Here is a 15,362-nt window from a genome sequence, read left to right as displayed (position 1 = left end):
CACAACAGAAAACCTGTGGGAGCTGGCTTGCCAGCGATGGGACCAGTCGGGGCAATAAATAATCCAGATTTTTTCCCAGGACTGCGGCATCACCCGACCCTCGATTCCCCCATCCTCGGGTTCTCCTTTCTGTCATCTGCAACCACCCGTCAACGGCTCCAGCCCGATTCAGCCAAACCCGCGATCCAGACACGCCGCCGCGCCCCGCAAACACCCGAGAAAATCTCCTGGAAATCACCGCGCAGCTCCCGAGGTTTTTTCCTTTATCTGTCACCGGAAGCTGCGAATTTCTCAGTGCGACTTAACCAAGGCCAGCGCTAGCGAGGGCCCGGTGAGTCCTCCCAGTGTCATGCAAGCCTTCCGAAACCTGTGTTCACAACCTAGTTGAAAAGGAGATTCTTCATGTTCAAGCGCACTCTGATCGCAGCTTCCCTGACCGTCGCCGCTCTGGCCTCCGCCCAGGCCATGGCCGCCAACGTAACCGGTGGTGGCGCGACTCTGCCTGCCGCTCTGTACAAAGGCTCTGCCAACAGCATTCTGCCTGCCAACTTCAGCTACCTGGGCACCGGTAGCGGCACTGGCAAAAGCGCTTTCCTGACCAACAACTCGGCGCTGTTCAACACCACCGGCACCGTACACTTCGCCGGTAGCGACTCGATCCTCAGCGCTGGCGAGTTGAGCACCTACACCACCAACTTCGGCACTTCGTACGGCCCGCTGATCCAGCTGCCTTCGGTGGCCACGTCGGTTGCCATCCCGTACAAAAAGACCGGTCAAACCACGCTGAACCTGACCAGCGCTCAGCTGTGCGACGTGTTCTCTGGCACCGTCACCAAGTGGGGCACGCTGCTGGGCACTTCTGACAACACCGACATCCGTGTTGTCTATCGCAACGTTTCCAGCGGTACTTCGGAGATCCTCAGCCGTCACCTGGCCTCGATCTGCCCAACCAAGTTCACCACCAGCTCGACGTTCACCAACGCTCGCCTGCCAGCCGGTTCTGCGCTGCCATCGAACTGGGTAGGCGTTGCCGAGACCTCCGAAGTGGCCCCGGCCGTGAACCTGGTTGACGGTTCGATCGGTTATGTCGGTCCGGACGGTGTGAACGCTTCGAGCAACGCAGTGGTTGCTCGTGTCAACGGCGTTCAGCCAACCCAGGCCAACGTGACCACCGCGTTGTCCACCGCCACGCTGCCAGCCAACCCGTCCAAGCCTGAGCAGTGGGTGCCAGTGGTGGCCAACCCGGCCAGCGGCTACCCGATCTCGGCTTACACCAACTTCATCTTCGGCCAGTGCTACAAGGACGCTAGCGTTGCTGCCGATGTCAAAGCCTTCCTGACCACTCACTACAGCGTGCCAGGCAACGCCGCAGCGACCCTCGGCCACGGTTTCAGCAACGTGCCGACCAACTGGAAAAACGCTGTGACAGCCAACTTCGTCACCAACTCCACCGGCAACAAACTGGACATCAACAACGCCAGCGTCTGCAACACCATCGGTCGTCCATAAGCCGTATCGACTGACCCCGCCGTAACGATGGCAGCCCCTTTTGGGGCTGCCATTTTTTTTGCATTGGCGCGCGGCTACTCCCCGAACATGAAGTTTGTGTGACATCCGTTCGGTCGCGGCGCTCGCCAACCGCCTATGTCGTAACAGCAGGTTGTTGCCGACCTGCGGCTATCAAAAGGATCTCGTAGTGATGCGTGCTCGCCCGTCCCGTCGTCGTACCAACGTCCAGTCCCTCAAGCATGATGGCGTGGCCCCGGCCGTTTGGTTGCTCAAGCCGCTGGCCCAGGCGGTGGCGTTGTGTCTGGTGGCGGGCAGTGCGCAGGCACAGACCGCGTTCAGTTCGGGCTGGTTTGCCGCCAAGGGCGCAGCCCAGCAAAGCGCCGCCACTCGGCCAAGCGCCGGCGGATTGCCGGGCATGACACCGCCGCTGGCGCAGCAGCAGAAAGCCAACCAACAGTTGCAGCGCTCGATTCAAACGTTGAACAACACCGTGGCCGCCATTGCTGCACAGCAGGCCGCTCAGGCCGCCGGGCGTGCGGCCGCGCTGGGTTCCGTGCAGGTGGTGCCGGACGGGCTCGGCGAGGGCGGCTTGAAGGTTGACAACAGCCTGGCGCAGGGCTGGCAGAACGCCAAAGGCCCGCAGCAGACCCAGGCCGACGGCAAGACCACGGTGAAGATCGAGCAGACCGCCGACAAGGCGATCCTCAATTGGGAAACCTTCAACGTCGGCCGCAACACCACGGTCGAATTCGCCCAACAGTCCAACTGGGCAGTGCTCAACCGCGTCAACGATCCGAACGCGCGCGCCAGCCAGATTCAGGGGCAGATCAAGGCTGACGGCACGGTGATGCTGATCAACCGTAACGGCATCGTGTTCAGTGGCACCAGCCAGGTCAACGTGCGCAACCTGGTGGCTGCCGCCGCCTCTATCACTGACATTCAGTTCCGCGAGCGCGGTTTGTACTTCGACAGCACCGGCAGTCAACCGACCTTCACCGAGGCCGCCGGCAAAGTGCTGGTGGAGCGCGGTGCATCGATTGCCACCCACGCCCCGGCGACGTCCACCGACGCCGGCGGTTACGCCTTGTTGCTCGGCAACGAGGTGCACAACGATGGCAGCATCAGCACCGCCAAGGGCCAGACCGTGCTGGGTGCCGGTGACCGCTTCTATATTCGCAAGGGCTCGGGCACCGAGGGCAACGGCTTCTCGACCACGTTCGGCAACGAAGTGGTGCCGGGCTTCAAGGCGGGCAGTGCGGCTGGCAAGGTCAGCAACAGCGGTTTGATTCAGGCTTCAACGGGCGACATCACGCTGACCGGCCACGACGTGCAGCAAAACGGCGTGTTGCTGGCCACGACGTCGGTTGCAACGCGCGGCACTGTGCATCTGCTCAACCCGGCCAGCGACAGCAACGGCAGCGTCACGTTGGGGCAGGGCAGTGCCACGGCGATCCTGCTCGACAGCAGCGATCTGACCGCGCTCGACAGCCAGCACCAAGCGGCATTGACCGGCGTCAGCGCCAACAACCGAGTGCGCGGCGACCAGTCGCGCATCGAGGTGCAAAGCGGCGGCAGCGTCGAATTCCAGAACGGTTCGATCACCCTCGCCACCGGCGGCCAGGTCGCGGTGACGGCGGCGCGCCGCAGTCTGGTGCGTGACGGCGCGATGATTGATGTGTCGGGTGCCATCGGTGTCAAGGTTGCGATGGAATCCAACAACATCAAGATCAACGTGCAAGGCAACGAACAGCGCGACGCCTCGGTCAATCGTGAGAAGGGCGCGCTCAACAGCAATGACGTCTGGGTCGATGTGCGCGAGCTGGTGTATGTGCCGGCCGGCACCAACGGCTATGCCACGGATCGCTGGTACACCGCCGGTGGCTTGCTGGAAGTCGGCGGTTACCTCGGCACCCAGGGCCATGGTGTCGGCGAGTGGATGGCGCAAGGCGGCCGGGTCAGTTTTGCCGGCAACGATGTGGTCAGCGAAAAAGGCTCGCTGATCAATTTGTCCGGCGGCACGCTGGATGTGCAGAGCGGCGAGATTCGCCAGAGCTGGTTGCGCGGCGCCGATGGCCGCCTCTATGAAGTCTCGCGAGCGCCGGGCGACATTCTCTACAGCGGTTTGTACAAAGGCTATGAGGACAGCAGTGAGCGTTGGGGCCAGACCGATTATTACTACAGCCCGCTGATTGCCCCGACCCGGCGCGTCGAGTCGGGTTACACCGTGGGCCGCGATGCCGGGCAACTGGTGATTGCGACCCGCAACGCGGTGCTCGACGGGCAACTGCTCGGCGAGGCGTATCAGGGCGAGCGCCAGACCCAGGCACCGCGCGCCGTGCTCGACGGTTATGAACAGAGCCAGACCGCCGTGGCGCGGCGTGCGCAACTGATCGTCGGCAGTTATGACCCGGCGTATGTCGCGTCTGCCGGGGGCTTGTTGTACAGCCTCAATCCGCTGCTCGATCAGGTGCAGATTGGCGGACAGCGACCCGTCGCCGGACACGATGTGGACCTGACCGCCGCCGTGTCTGAGGCGCGTCAGGGCAAGCTGTTTCTCGACGCGGATTCGCTCAACGGCTTCCAGCTCGGTGCATTGAAGGTCGCGGCCAGTGAGCGCATCGATGTCAACGATAAGCTGACCGTGGAGGCCGGTGGCGACATCACGCTGTACGGCCCGGATGTGCAGGTCAATGCAGACCTGAGCGCGCGCAACGGCAGTCTGCGTCTGGGTAACGTGCTCAATCAACTGCTGACAAATACGCGCACGGACACGCAAATCAGCGCTTCCGCCGGCAAGCCGACGCAGGTCACGGTGGGCGAGGGGGTACGACTCGATACCCGTGGGGTGTGGGGCAACTTGAGCACCAACGCACAGGACGGCGTCGCGCTGGCTCATTTGGACGGGGGGCTGATCTCGATCCGCAGCAGCGGCGACATCGACGTCAATGCCGGCAGTTTGCTCGATGCTTCGTCCGGCGGCGCGGTGTTGGCCAACGGCAAAACCCGTGGCGGCAAAGGTGGTGACGTGACGCTGGAGTCCAACGCCAATACGCTGGCCGGCGCCACGCACCTGAGCCTCGACGGCGACGTGCGCGGTTATGGCGTGAGTGGCGGCGGCAGCCTGACGATTCAGGCCAATAAGGTGCGCATCGGCGACGCTGGCAACACCCCGACCGACGCGGCGTTGCATTTGACCACAGGCCTTTTCGACAAGGGCTTCTCGGCGTATAGCGTCATCGGCTTGCAAGGGTTGGACGTGGCTGACGCGGCCGTCCTTGATGTCCTGATGCCGGTCTATCGGTTTGCCGATGCGGCAGCCAGCCAGGCCAGTGGCGGCGATCCGCGCGCGGCGCTGGCGTTGTGGACGCCGGCGCTGTACCAGCAAGACCCGCTCAAGGGCGTGTTGACTCAGCGCGGCGGTGCCAGTCTGTCGTTGCAGGCCGGCGCCAGCCGGATTGACCTGATCGACCCCGCCACCAGCACCCTGACCATTGGCCGCCAAGCGCACATCAATGTTGATCCCGGACAGCGCATCACCCTGCGCGGCGGCGGCCAGATCACCGTGGAGGGCGAACTGAATGCCTGGGGCGGAACCATCGACATCCGCCAGCAGCAGTTCGGATCAGTCGACCCATCGACGTTTGCGCAGAACTTCGAAGCGCAAGCGCATGACCGTTCGATCTGGATCGGTGAGCAAGCCGTGCTCGATGTCGCCGGGCGTGCAGTCACCGCCACGGATAGTCTGGGGCGGACTTATGGCAAGGCCGACAAGGGCGGCAGCATCATCATCGGTGGCGAAATCAATGCCAGTCTCGCCACCGCGACGGCTGCCGACGCCTACGTCATCGTGCGTGAAGGTGCGCGGCTGGAGGCCAGCGGCACGCAAACCGTGCTGGATATCAAGGGCCAAGGCGCGACCCGCGTCGCCACCGACGGTGGCCGCATCAGTTTGAGTTCCTACAATGGCCTGTTTATCGATGGCCAGTTGCAGGCTGCTGCCGGTGGCGCCGGCGCGGCGGGCGGCCAGTTGGACATTGCCCTGGAAACCCCGTTGTACCGCCTGACCAATGCTGAAAACGCCGTGCGCCTGCCGCGCGAGATGATCATCAGCCAACAGGCCGATCAGTTGCAGTTGCCCGTCGACCTTCAGCCGGGCGCGACCGCCACGGCGTTGCAGTATGGCCGTGCGCGATTGAGTGCCGAGCGCTTGATGTCCGGCGGTTTCGACAACCTTGGTTTGCTGAGTAACGGGCTGTTGTCGTTCGACGGCAATGTCGATCTGCACATGAACCAGAGCCTCAATCTTTACGCTGGCGCGTTGTCGCTGGCCGAGCGCTCCGTGGATACCGCACGGATCAACCTGACCGCGCCGTACATCCGTCTTTCCGGTGTGGGCAGTTATTTCGGCATTCCCGGTTCCTTGCGTCCCCGGGTCATCAACAGCCCGACGACGCACTTGTCCGCCGCGCAGTTCAACGTGTCGGCCAATCTGCTTGATGTGGTCAACAGTCTGTCGTTCGGTGCGCAGGGTTCGATTCAGCAACTCAATGCTCCGGCCGTCGACCTCAATCGCCGTGGCTTCGATCAGGTGTCGCTGGGCAGCAGCGGCGACCTGCGCTTCCTGGCGCCGACCGACAAACAAGTCAAAACGCAGTTGTGGACGGCAGGTGACCTGAACCTCACGGCCGCGCAGATCTATCCGGCCAGCGACACGACGGCCGAAGTGCGCGTCGGTTATCAGGGCGGTACCAACGATCCGGTACACACCCTGCGCGTCGGTCAGCAAGGCCCGGCCCCTGCGGCGTTGCCTTATTCGGTGTTTGGCAGCCTGTCACTGATTGCCGGCAACATCGAACAGGGCGGGGTCATTCGCGCCCCGCTGGGGGCCATCAGTCTGGGCGATGAGATATTCACCAAAACCCGTGAACTGACCCTGTTGCCGGGCAGCGTCACGTCGGTCAGTGGTGCCGGGCTGGTCATGCCGTATGGCGGCACTACCGACGATATCGACTACCGCTACAACGGTGAGTCGGTGGTGTTGCGCGGGATTGTCGGCGGGCCGGCGGGCGTGACCTTGAAGTCGCAATACGTCGACGTGCAGGACGGCGCGCTGATCGATTTGTCCGGCGGTGGCGACCTGCGCGGTGCCGGTTTCGTGTCCGGACGCGGTGGCTCCACGGACGCGCGTTTCAACCCACTGGTACGCAATGCCAGCGACGGTTCGTTCAGCCTGCCCGGGCTGAGCAGCAACCCGGTGTATGCGATTGTCCCGGGCAATCAGAGCACCTATGCGCCAATGCTCGGCGAGGCCGGTGCGGCAGACCCGAGTATCGGCCAACAGATCACCCTGGGCGCAGGTGTTCCGGGCCTGGCGGCGGGCACCTACACGTTATTGCCATCGACATTCGCCTTGTTGCCCGGCGCGTTCCGGGTCGAAGTCAATGGCCAGACCCCACAGAGCCTGGTGAGCGGCGCGCTGCAAATGCGCAACGGGTCGTGGAGCAGCGCCGGGCAGATGTCGATTGCCAACACCGCTCTGCGTGACAGTGTCGCCAGCCAGATCATCGTGACCCCGGCCGACGTCCTGCGCCGCTATTCGCAATACAACGAAACCAGCTTCACCCAGTTCATCAAGAACGATGCAGCCCGCCGGGGCGTGCCTCGGGCGTTGGCGCCCATGGATGGCAAAACCCTTAACTTCGAGTTGTTGCAGGGCGGTGAGCAGGTCGCCGTGGACTTCAACGGCCAGGTGCGGTTCCAGCCTGCCGAAGGCGGCATGAAGGGCGGGGCGGTGGTGCGTGGCGGGGCTTCGACGTTCGAAATCCTCGGCGCCGGACATCAACGAACCGCGGACTTTTCCGGCGTTTCGCTGTACGCCGATACCTTGAACAAGCTTGATGCGGGTCGGTTGACGCTGGGGGCACAACCGACGGTGGATTACCGCTCGGCCGGCAATATCATTTCGTTTGTCGGCAACACCAACGCCATCACCCTGCGTGAAGGGGCGGTGTTGTCGGCGCCGGAAGTGGTGTTGCGGACCAACAACAGGAACGGCGGGATCACCGTCGAGGCCGGTGCCGGGATCAACACCCTTGGCCGGGGCGAGGTGTCTTATGACTCCCGCGCGGGCTACATCTATCAGACCGGCGCGGCCAGCCTGCTGTTGGCATCGAACGGCTGGACCAAGGTCCTGGCACCGGAGGTCAGCAGCAGTTTCGCCGCGGGCAGCATCTACATCGGCACCTGCGCGACGCAGGTGTGCCAGCAGCCCTCGGTGCTCTATTCGTCGGGCAGCATCACGGCGGCCACCGACAATCAGTTCGAACTCGGCGAGGCGGTGCGCTTCGGCACGCGTCATCTGACCCTCGCCGTAGGCGCCGTCAACTCCGGCGGTGCCGCTGCGCTTGCCGCTGCGGGTGACCGGGTCCCTGCGGGCCTGATGCTCAGCCAGAATGTGCTCGACCGGTTGCTGCTAGGTGATACGCAATACGGCGCGCCAGCGCTGGAGACCCTGAGCCTGACCGCCCGTGACGCGTTCAATTTCTTCGGCGACGTGACGCTCGACACGCTGGATCGGCAGACGGGCCAGAGCAAATTGCAAAGCCTGGTGCTGACCACACCGGCGATCTACGGCCAGGGCGAGGCCAGCGATGTGGCGACGATCCGCACTGCCAACCTTATCTGGAACGGCGCGCCGCAAACCCCCGGCGCCGTCGTCAACGGTGGCGCCGGCAGCGGGCAGGGCACGCTGGACATTCAGGCGCAGCGCATCGAGTTCGGCTACGGTCCGGACCCGCAAGCGAGCGGCCTGGATCAAAACGATCGCCTGGCGCTGGGCTTTGCCAACGTCAACCTGACGGCCAGCGAACGCATCACCGCCAACCATAAGGGCAGCCTTGCGGTGTATCAGGAGCAGGGGGCTTACGATCCGGTCAAGGGTTACACCTACAGCGGCGGCAACCTGAACCTGCGTACACCGCTGCTGACCGGTGATGCGGCTTCGGTCAATACGCTCAAGGCCGGCAATCATCTGACGCTGTCGGGTACCGGCGCGGCGCCCGTCGCCGATGCCCTCGGCGCGCAACTGACGCTCGATGCCCACGATGTCGTGCTCGACAGTCGCATCGCCTTGGCCAGCGGCAGGCTGGTGGTCAAGTCCGAGGGCGATCTGATCCTCAACAGCCACGCTCAACTGGATCTCGCCGGGCGGACGCTGCCGTTCAACGACGTGAGCAAATACAGTTGGGGCGGCGATGTCGCGCTGTACAGCAACAGCGGCAACATTGTTCAGGCGGCCGGTTCGCGTATCGACCTGTCGGCGCAGAACAATCAGGCCGGCAATCTCAGCGCCGTGGCCCTGGCGGATAACGCCGGCGTGGTTGATCTGCAAGGCGAGATTTTCGGCGCCAGCAGCGGCGATTACGATGCCGGCGGTACGCGGGTGCCCTACAAGGCGGGCGGCGTGGACATCCGCGCGCAGCGACTGGGCGGTGAATTGAGCGAACAGTTTGCCACGCTCAACCAGCGCCTGAATGCCGGACAAGTGTTCGGCAGTCGCAGCTTCCAGTTCAAGCAGGGCGATCTGTTGATTGGCGACGGGCTCAAGGCTGGCGAAATCAATGTGTCGGTGGACAATGGCAGCCTTACGGTTGCCGGCCTGATCGATGCCAGTGGTGAACGGGTCGGCAACATTCGCCTGTCTGCCCGCAACGGCCTGACGGTCGCTGGCAACGCGGTGCTCGATGCCCATGGCCGGGTATTGCGTGTCGACAGCTACGGCAAGATCATCGACGCACCGAACCGCGCCATGGTTGAACTCAATGCCACGGCAGGGGGGCTGACGCTGGCCTCGGGTGCGCGGATTGACCTGCGCCACGGCACCGATGCCGCCATCGGCACATTGCCGGGGCAGAACGACGGCGTCCGGCGCGGCACCCTGGAACTCAACGCGCCACGGCTGGGCAGCAACGATATCGCTATCGACGCCGCTGGCGCGCTGACCATCGAGGGCGCCCGTTCCATCGGCCTCAACGCCGTGCGCCGCTACACCGATGCCCGCGACGGTGTCGACCCGGCGGCCAGCGGCCGGCCGTATCAAGTGATCGATCAGGCGCTGTTCGAGCGCATCGATGGCGACAGCAGCACCTTTATCAACGCCGCGCTGGGCAACGCCGATCTGCTGCAACGCAAACTCGCCGGCCTGCACAATGCGACCTACGCCGATGCATTCCATCTGCGCCCAGGGGTTGAAATCGCCAGCAACACCGAGCACGGCGATCTGTTGGTGGAAGGCGATATCGATCTCTCCCGTTACCGTTACGCCAGTCTCAATCCGCACACACAAAAGACCTCGGTGTACGGGTCCGGCGAGGCGGGCAACCTGGTGATGCGTGCCGGTGGCAACCTCGACATTTACGGCAGCCTCAACGACGGCTTCGCACCGCCACCGGAAACCGTCGACGACGCCGGCTGGAAACTGCTGGCGGGTGTACAGCCCTTTGGCGGCGACCTGACGGTGCCTGGCACCGGCGTCACCCTCGCCGAGGGCACGCAGTTCCCGGTGGGCACGACGCTTAACTACAACGTACCGATCCAGGCGAGCACGCTGGCGGGCGGTACGGTTTTGCCAACCGAAGGAATTCTGGCGGGCAACTACGAAGTCGCAGCGGGAACCGTTTTGTCGGGCGCGGTGCATGACGCGTCGGGCAACCTGTTGTATGCCGCAGGCACTTTGCTCAAGGATAACGTGACCTTGGCATCCGGCAGCCGCCTCGGCGCCGGTACGCGCTTGAGCAACGCTGCCGCGCTGCAAGCCATGGTCTGGCCAAAAGGCGTGCCGCTGCCGGTTTCGCTGGGCGCCGACAACGTCAGCGAAGGGGTGAAGCTGAGTGGTTCGCTGGCCTTGTTGCGTGGCTCGTTGATCCCGTCCATGACCAACGTGGTGCTGGCCGATGGCGTCGCATTCCTCGAACTGCGTGGCTATTCCAACGCCACGCAGCAGGGCAGCAACTGGGCCATTGCGAGCATGTTGCCGTCGGGCAGCGCCTCCTGGTCGATGCGCCTGGTGGCCGGGGCGGACCTCACGGCCGCCGACAATCGTGCAGTGCAACCGTTGACCAGCGAGGGCAACCTGCGCCTGGCCGATAACCATTACGGCCTGACCGTGACCGAGAAAAAACTCGAGACGACCTGGGCGGATAACCCGTGGGGTTATACGCCGGGCGACGTGGTCAGCGATGACGATCTGTACATGTGCGATCTCGCGCCAGGCGTCTGTGACATGCCGGCCAAGTTCTTGTGGGCGGTCGACAATCAGGCGGGCATGCCACCGGGCACGCCGGTCAGCCCTGACGACAATTGGTGGTGTGATGCCGATCCAAACTCCTGCACGCCGAACAAGGGCGGCATCAGTGTCGCGCCGCACACGCAGATGTTCAGTGTGCTGCGCACAGGCACCGGTGATCTTGACCTGATCGCCGGCGGCGACTTGAGCATGGACTCACCGTTTGGCGTGTACACCGCCGGCACTCAGTCCAGCGCTATCGATCCGCGCTTCAACCAACAGCGTGGACGTTTGTCGGACGACGGTTCGGTGCTGGGCAGCAAAGGCGCCGACTATGAAAAATGGGTCAATGGCGGCAGCGAAAGTCTTTACCAGGCCTGGTATCCGGAATTGGGTGGCAATCTGACCATCAATGCCGGAGGCTCGGTGTCAGGAGACGTGGTCGGGCGCCGGGTCGCCAGCTCATTGGCCGACCTTCGCGAGCAGGTCGCCAGTGTTTCCGTGGGCAACTGGCTCTGGCGCCAAGGCACCGGCAACAGTGATGTGCCCGCCGCCTGGTGGATCAACTTCGGCAGCTACGCGAGTCAACCGTTGCCGGATCAAAGCACCGACAGCGGGCCGTATCTGGTGGGATTCACCGGGTTCGGCGCGTTGGGCGGAGGCAACGTCAGCCTGCGTGCCGGCGGCGATGCCGGGATGCTCAAACCGATCGGCGACACGCTGTTCAATCCGCGCAGTCAGGGACTGATCGTGGCGGTTGGCAGCACCGGTCGGGTGGGCAGTGATGGCAACCTGCAGTTGACCGGTGGCGGCGACATGGACATTCGCATCGGCGGGTCGCTCAACCCGTCGCTGCAAGCGCGAGCCGGGCAGACAGGCAGCGCCAATCCGCGACACGATTTGCAAGGCGCGTTGATCAACCTGCGCGGCGCGGCGCAACTTTCGGGCGGCGCTTCGGGTGGCATCAATCTGCAATACGGTGCGTCGAGCGTTTATCAGGACCCTCGCGAAACCCGCGCGCTGGATGCGTTCACTTCGACACTTGGCAGTGCCTCGGGCGGCCTCGTGCTGATCCCCGGCGACTCCGGTATGCGCATCAATACGCGCGGCGATCTGGTGCTCGGCGGTGCCGTTGACCCGGGCCGGGTGCGGCTGCAGAACTCTACGCCGTTTACCGATGAGCAAGGCGTCGAGCATGCGGGTGGCGGGCTGGCCGGGTTCTCGTTGTGGACCGATCACACCGCCATCGACTTGTTCTCGGCGGGCGGCAATCTGACGCCAGGCACGCAGTTGGCCGAAGTCAACGAACAGGGCCCCGTGGCCAATCGTAATACCTCACCGACTGACGGGCGCTTTGTGTACCCCTCGATTCTACGCGCCGTCGCCGGCCAGGGTTCTATCTATGCCGGCCCGTCGGCGGCCTACAGTCAGGGCAGTGGTGTCACGCCGGCGACGGGTTATTCGCTGTTGCTGGCCCCTTCGAACGCGGGGCAACTGGAGTTGCTGGCGGGCGATTCGATCTACGCCGGTGGCTACGCGATCAATCAGTCCGGCGCCAGCCTGTCGGCCATCGCCACGCCGTTTGCGCCAGCCTTCACCGGTTACGCCCAGTTTGGCAACAGCAGACCGCTGATGAGCAATTACAACGTTGACGGGGTGGCGCCGAATCTCAATGTCAGCTACCCGTTGTTTGCGTTCGGTGCCGACAGTTATTCGCGCTCGACAGCGCCCCGGACACAGGCACGGTTCTATGCCCTGAGCGGCGACCTGGTGGGCGTTCGCAGCGGTGAAAACTTGCACTTCAACACGTCGCTGCGGACCTGGTATGAGGGCGCTGCACCGGTCTGGATGTTAGCCGGTCGCGACATCGTGGCTTCCGGGACCAATCTTGGGCAGGCGACCTCGGCACCGACGCAAATAGGCTGGAACAACGAAGCCGTTACCTCCTCGGGCAACCTGTTCATCCATGACGATCCTCGTGATGTGTCACGGGTTGCGGCTGGGCGCGACATTCTCTACAGCAGCTTTGACATCGCCGGCCCCGGCCTGCTGGACATCAGTGCCGGGCGTAATCTGCTGATGGAAGATCGCGCCAGTATCACCAGCCTCGGGCCGTTGGTGGCGGGCGACAATCGCCCTGGGGCCAGTCTGGTGTTGCAGGCGGGATCGGGTGCGCAAGGTGCGGATTATTCGCGGTTCATTGCGCGTTACCTGAACCCGCAGAACTTGGCCCGTCCTGACGCGGCCCTCAGCGGCCAGCCGGGCAAGGTGGCAAAAACCTACCTCGACGAATTGCACAGCTGGTTGACCCTTGGCTACGGCTTCAGCGGCAGTGCGGAGCAGGCACAGGCCTTTTTTGCAGGATTGCCGAACGTCGAACAGGCGGTCTTTGCGCGTCAGGTGTATTTCGCCGAACTGCGTGCCGCAGGGCTGGAATACAACGATGTCGACGGCCCGCGCAAAGGCAGTTACTTGCGTGGACGCAACGCGATTGCGGCGCTGTTCCCGAGCACTGATGTGGCGGGCAATCCGATCCAGTATGACGGCGACATCACGCTGTACGGCGGCGCCGGGGTCAAGACGCTGTTTGGCGGCGACATTCAGATGCTCACGCCGGGCGGTGGCCAGGTATTCGGCATCGAAGGCGCCGCGCCACCGTCGACGGCGGGGATCATCACCCAAGGCTCGGGCAACATTCAGCTCTACTCGCAGGGCAGCATTCTGCTGGGGCAGAGCCGGATCATGACCACCTTCGGTGGCTCGATCCTTGGCTGGTCCGCCGAGGGCGACATCAACGCCGGTCGCGGTTCGAAAACCACCGTGGTCTACACCCCGCCGAAACGCGTGTACGACACCTGGGGCAACGTGACCCTGTCGCCGTCGGTACCGAGCACCGGTGCCGGTATCGCCACGCTCAACCCGATCGCCGAAGTGGCGCCGGGCGACATCGACCTGATCGCGCCGCTCGGCACCATCGATGCCGGCGAGGCGGGGATTCGTGTGTCGGGCAACGTCAACATTGCCGCACTGACGGTGGTCAACGCCGCCAACATTTCGGTGCAGGGCAAGGCGTCGGGTGTGCCGGTGGTGTCGGCGGTGAACACCGGCGCGATCACATCAGCCAGTTCCGCTGCATCCTCGGCCACGCAAGCGGCGGAAGACGTCGCTCGTCAGCAGCAAGCAGCTGCGCGGCAGAACCAGGCGTCGGTGTTTACCGTGCAGGTGCTCAGCTTCGGCAACGAACAACTTGCGCCTTCTCGCGATGGTGCAAGCCGTGCCCCGGCGCCGGGCTACAACCCGAACAGCCCGGTGCAGGTACTGGGGGCAGGGGCGCTGGATGAACAGGCGAAACAGCAGTTGACCGAGGAGGAGCGCGGGCAACTGACCCTGTAACAGACTCTCGTGCAGTACGTTTGGGCGGCCGGTTGGTCGCCCTTTTTTTATCACCTGTAGGAGCTGCCGCAGGCTGCGATCTTTTGATTTTGCTTTTAAAGATCAAGATCAAAAGATCGCAGCCTGCGGCAGCTCCTACAGGGAGTTCAGAAGGCGTAGGGGATGCTGACTTTCGCCCAGAGCATTTCGCCTTGCGGGCGGTTCTCCACATCAAATTCCTTGGCCCAGCGAATCTCCGCGCTGGCGTATTTGAGGAAGGTGAAGTGCAGGGCCGGACCAATCGCGAAGACTTCGCCGCGCACGCCGTCATCGACGTCCTGTCCGGCAAACTGCACGGTGTGGCCGAACTGTTTGTCGTCGGTGGTCTGCTTGAGGTAGTAGCCGTTGAGGCCGAGCATCAGGTCGTCGGTGATCTTGTAGCTGGCCGAATAATCGAAATGGAAGATCTGCCCGGACTTGTAGTCGGTGTCCTTGTTCTTCTCGTTGAAGCTGTAGGTGGTCTTCATCGACACTTCGGTCTTGTCGGTCGGCAGCCAGGTGAAGGAGAACAACGGTTTGTAGGTGTAGAAATTGTTGCTGGTGTTGGCCAGCCGGTCGACGCTGTATTCGCCGGTCGGCACGGTGACTTCGATGGCCGCGCCGAGGGTCAGGTTCTTGCCCATGTCCCACAGAATGATCGGTGCAATGGTGGTATCGCCCATGCCTTCGCGGGTGTCGCTCAGGCCGAACACCGAGACTTCCTGCTTCAACCACGGCTGCGCGATGTAGCCGGCCAGCCGCCCACCCAACACCCGCACCGGGCTCAGGTAGTCGAGGCGCGGGATCACCGCGGTCGACTCGATCTCGACATCGTGCACTTTGCCGCCCAGTGAACTGATGTTCAGGCTGCGTGATTTGTAGTGGTTGTAGTAGAGGTTGAACGCGACCATGTTCTCCGGAAGGCTGTTGACGTCCAGCGGCAGCATGAAGAAACCGTCGGTGCCGGGGCCGATGTTGTCGACGCCGGCTTCGGTCGCCAACGCCGGTAGGGTCACGGCGCCGCCCAGCAAGCAAAGGGCCAGGCGCAGGGGGAATGTCGCGCGGTTCGGGTGCATATCCGTCCTCATTATTATTGTGTTTTGGGCGCAACGCCGGCACGCAGTCCGCCCGGCACTCTAGAAATAAGCGCTTGGCGCCC

General features: G+C 63.6%; 3 protein-coding genes. 2 read left to right on the top strand and 1 reads right to left on the bottom strand.

Going from position 1 to position 15,362, the window contains the following annotated elements:
- Positions 1-402 precede the first annotated feature (402 nt).
- Positions 403-1,509 carry a substrate-binding domain-containing protein gene (locus EJA70_RS12695; protein ID WP_158831095.1) on the top strand — a complete coding sequence of 369 codons (1,107 nt, stop codon included), beginning with the start codon at positions 403-405 and terminating at the stop codon, positions 1,507-1,509.
- A gap of 190 nt (positions 1,510-1,699) precedes the next feature.
- Positions 1,700-14,185: a filamentous haemagglutinin family protein gene (locus EJA70_RS12690; protein ID WP_158831093.1), complete on the top strand. Its 12,486-nt coding sequence runs from the start codon at positions 1,700-1,702 to the stop codon at positions 14,183-14,185.
- Between the two features lie 146 nt (positions 14,186-14,331).
- Here the strand turns inward: EJA70_RS12690 and EJA70_RS12685 are convergent, their stop codons facing one another.
- Positions 14,332-15,279 (bottom strand): transporter, encoded by a 948-nt coding sequence (locus tag EJA70_RS12685; RefSeq protein ID WP_158831091.1) that lies wholly within the window; start codon positions 15,277-15,279, stop codon positions 14,332-14,334.
- Between the last annotated feature and the right edge of the window lie 83 nt (positions 15,280-15,362).

The organism is Pseudomonas sp. PB103 (genome assembly GCF_009764635.1).
Classification (GTDB): Bacteria; Pseudomonadota; Gammaproteobacteria; order Pseudomonadales; family Pseudomonadaceae; genus Aquipseudomonas.
This window is presented reverse-complemented; position numbering and strand designations above follow the sequence as displayed.

Coding starts and splice junctions, on each gene's coding strand:
- EJA70_RS12695 (WP_158831095.1), top strand. CDS start 403: ATGTTCAAGCGCACTCTGATCGCAGCTTCCCTGACCGTCGCCGCTCTG.
- EJA70_RS12690 (WP_158831093.1), top strand. CDS start 1,700: ATGCGTGCTCGCCCGTCCCGTCGTCGTACCAACGTCCAGTCCCTCAAG.
- EJA70_RS12685 (WP_158831091.1), bottom strand. CDS start 15,279: ATGCACCCGAACCGCGCGACATTCCCCCTGCGCCTGGCCCTTTGCTTG.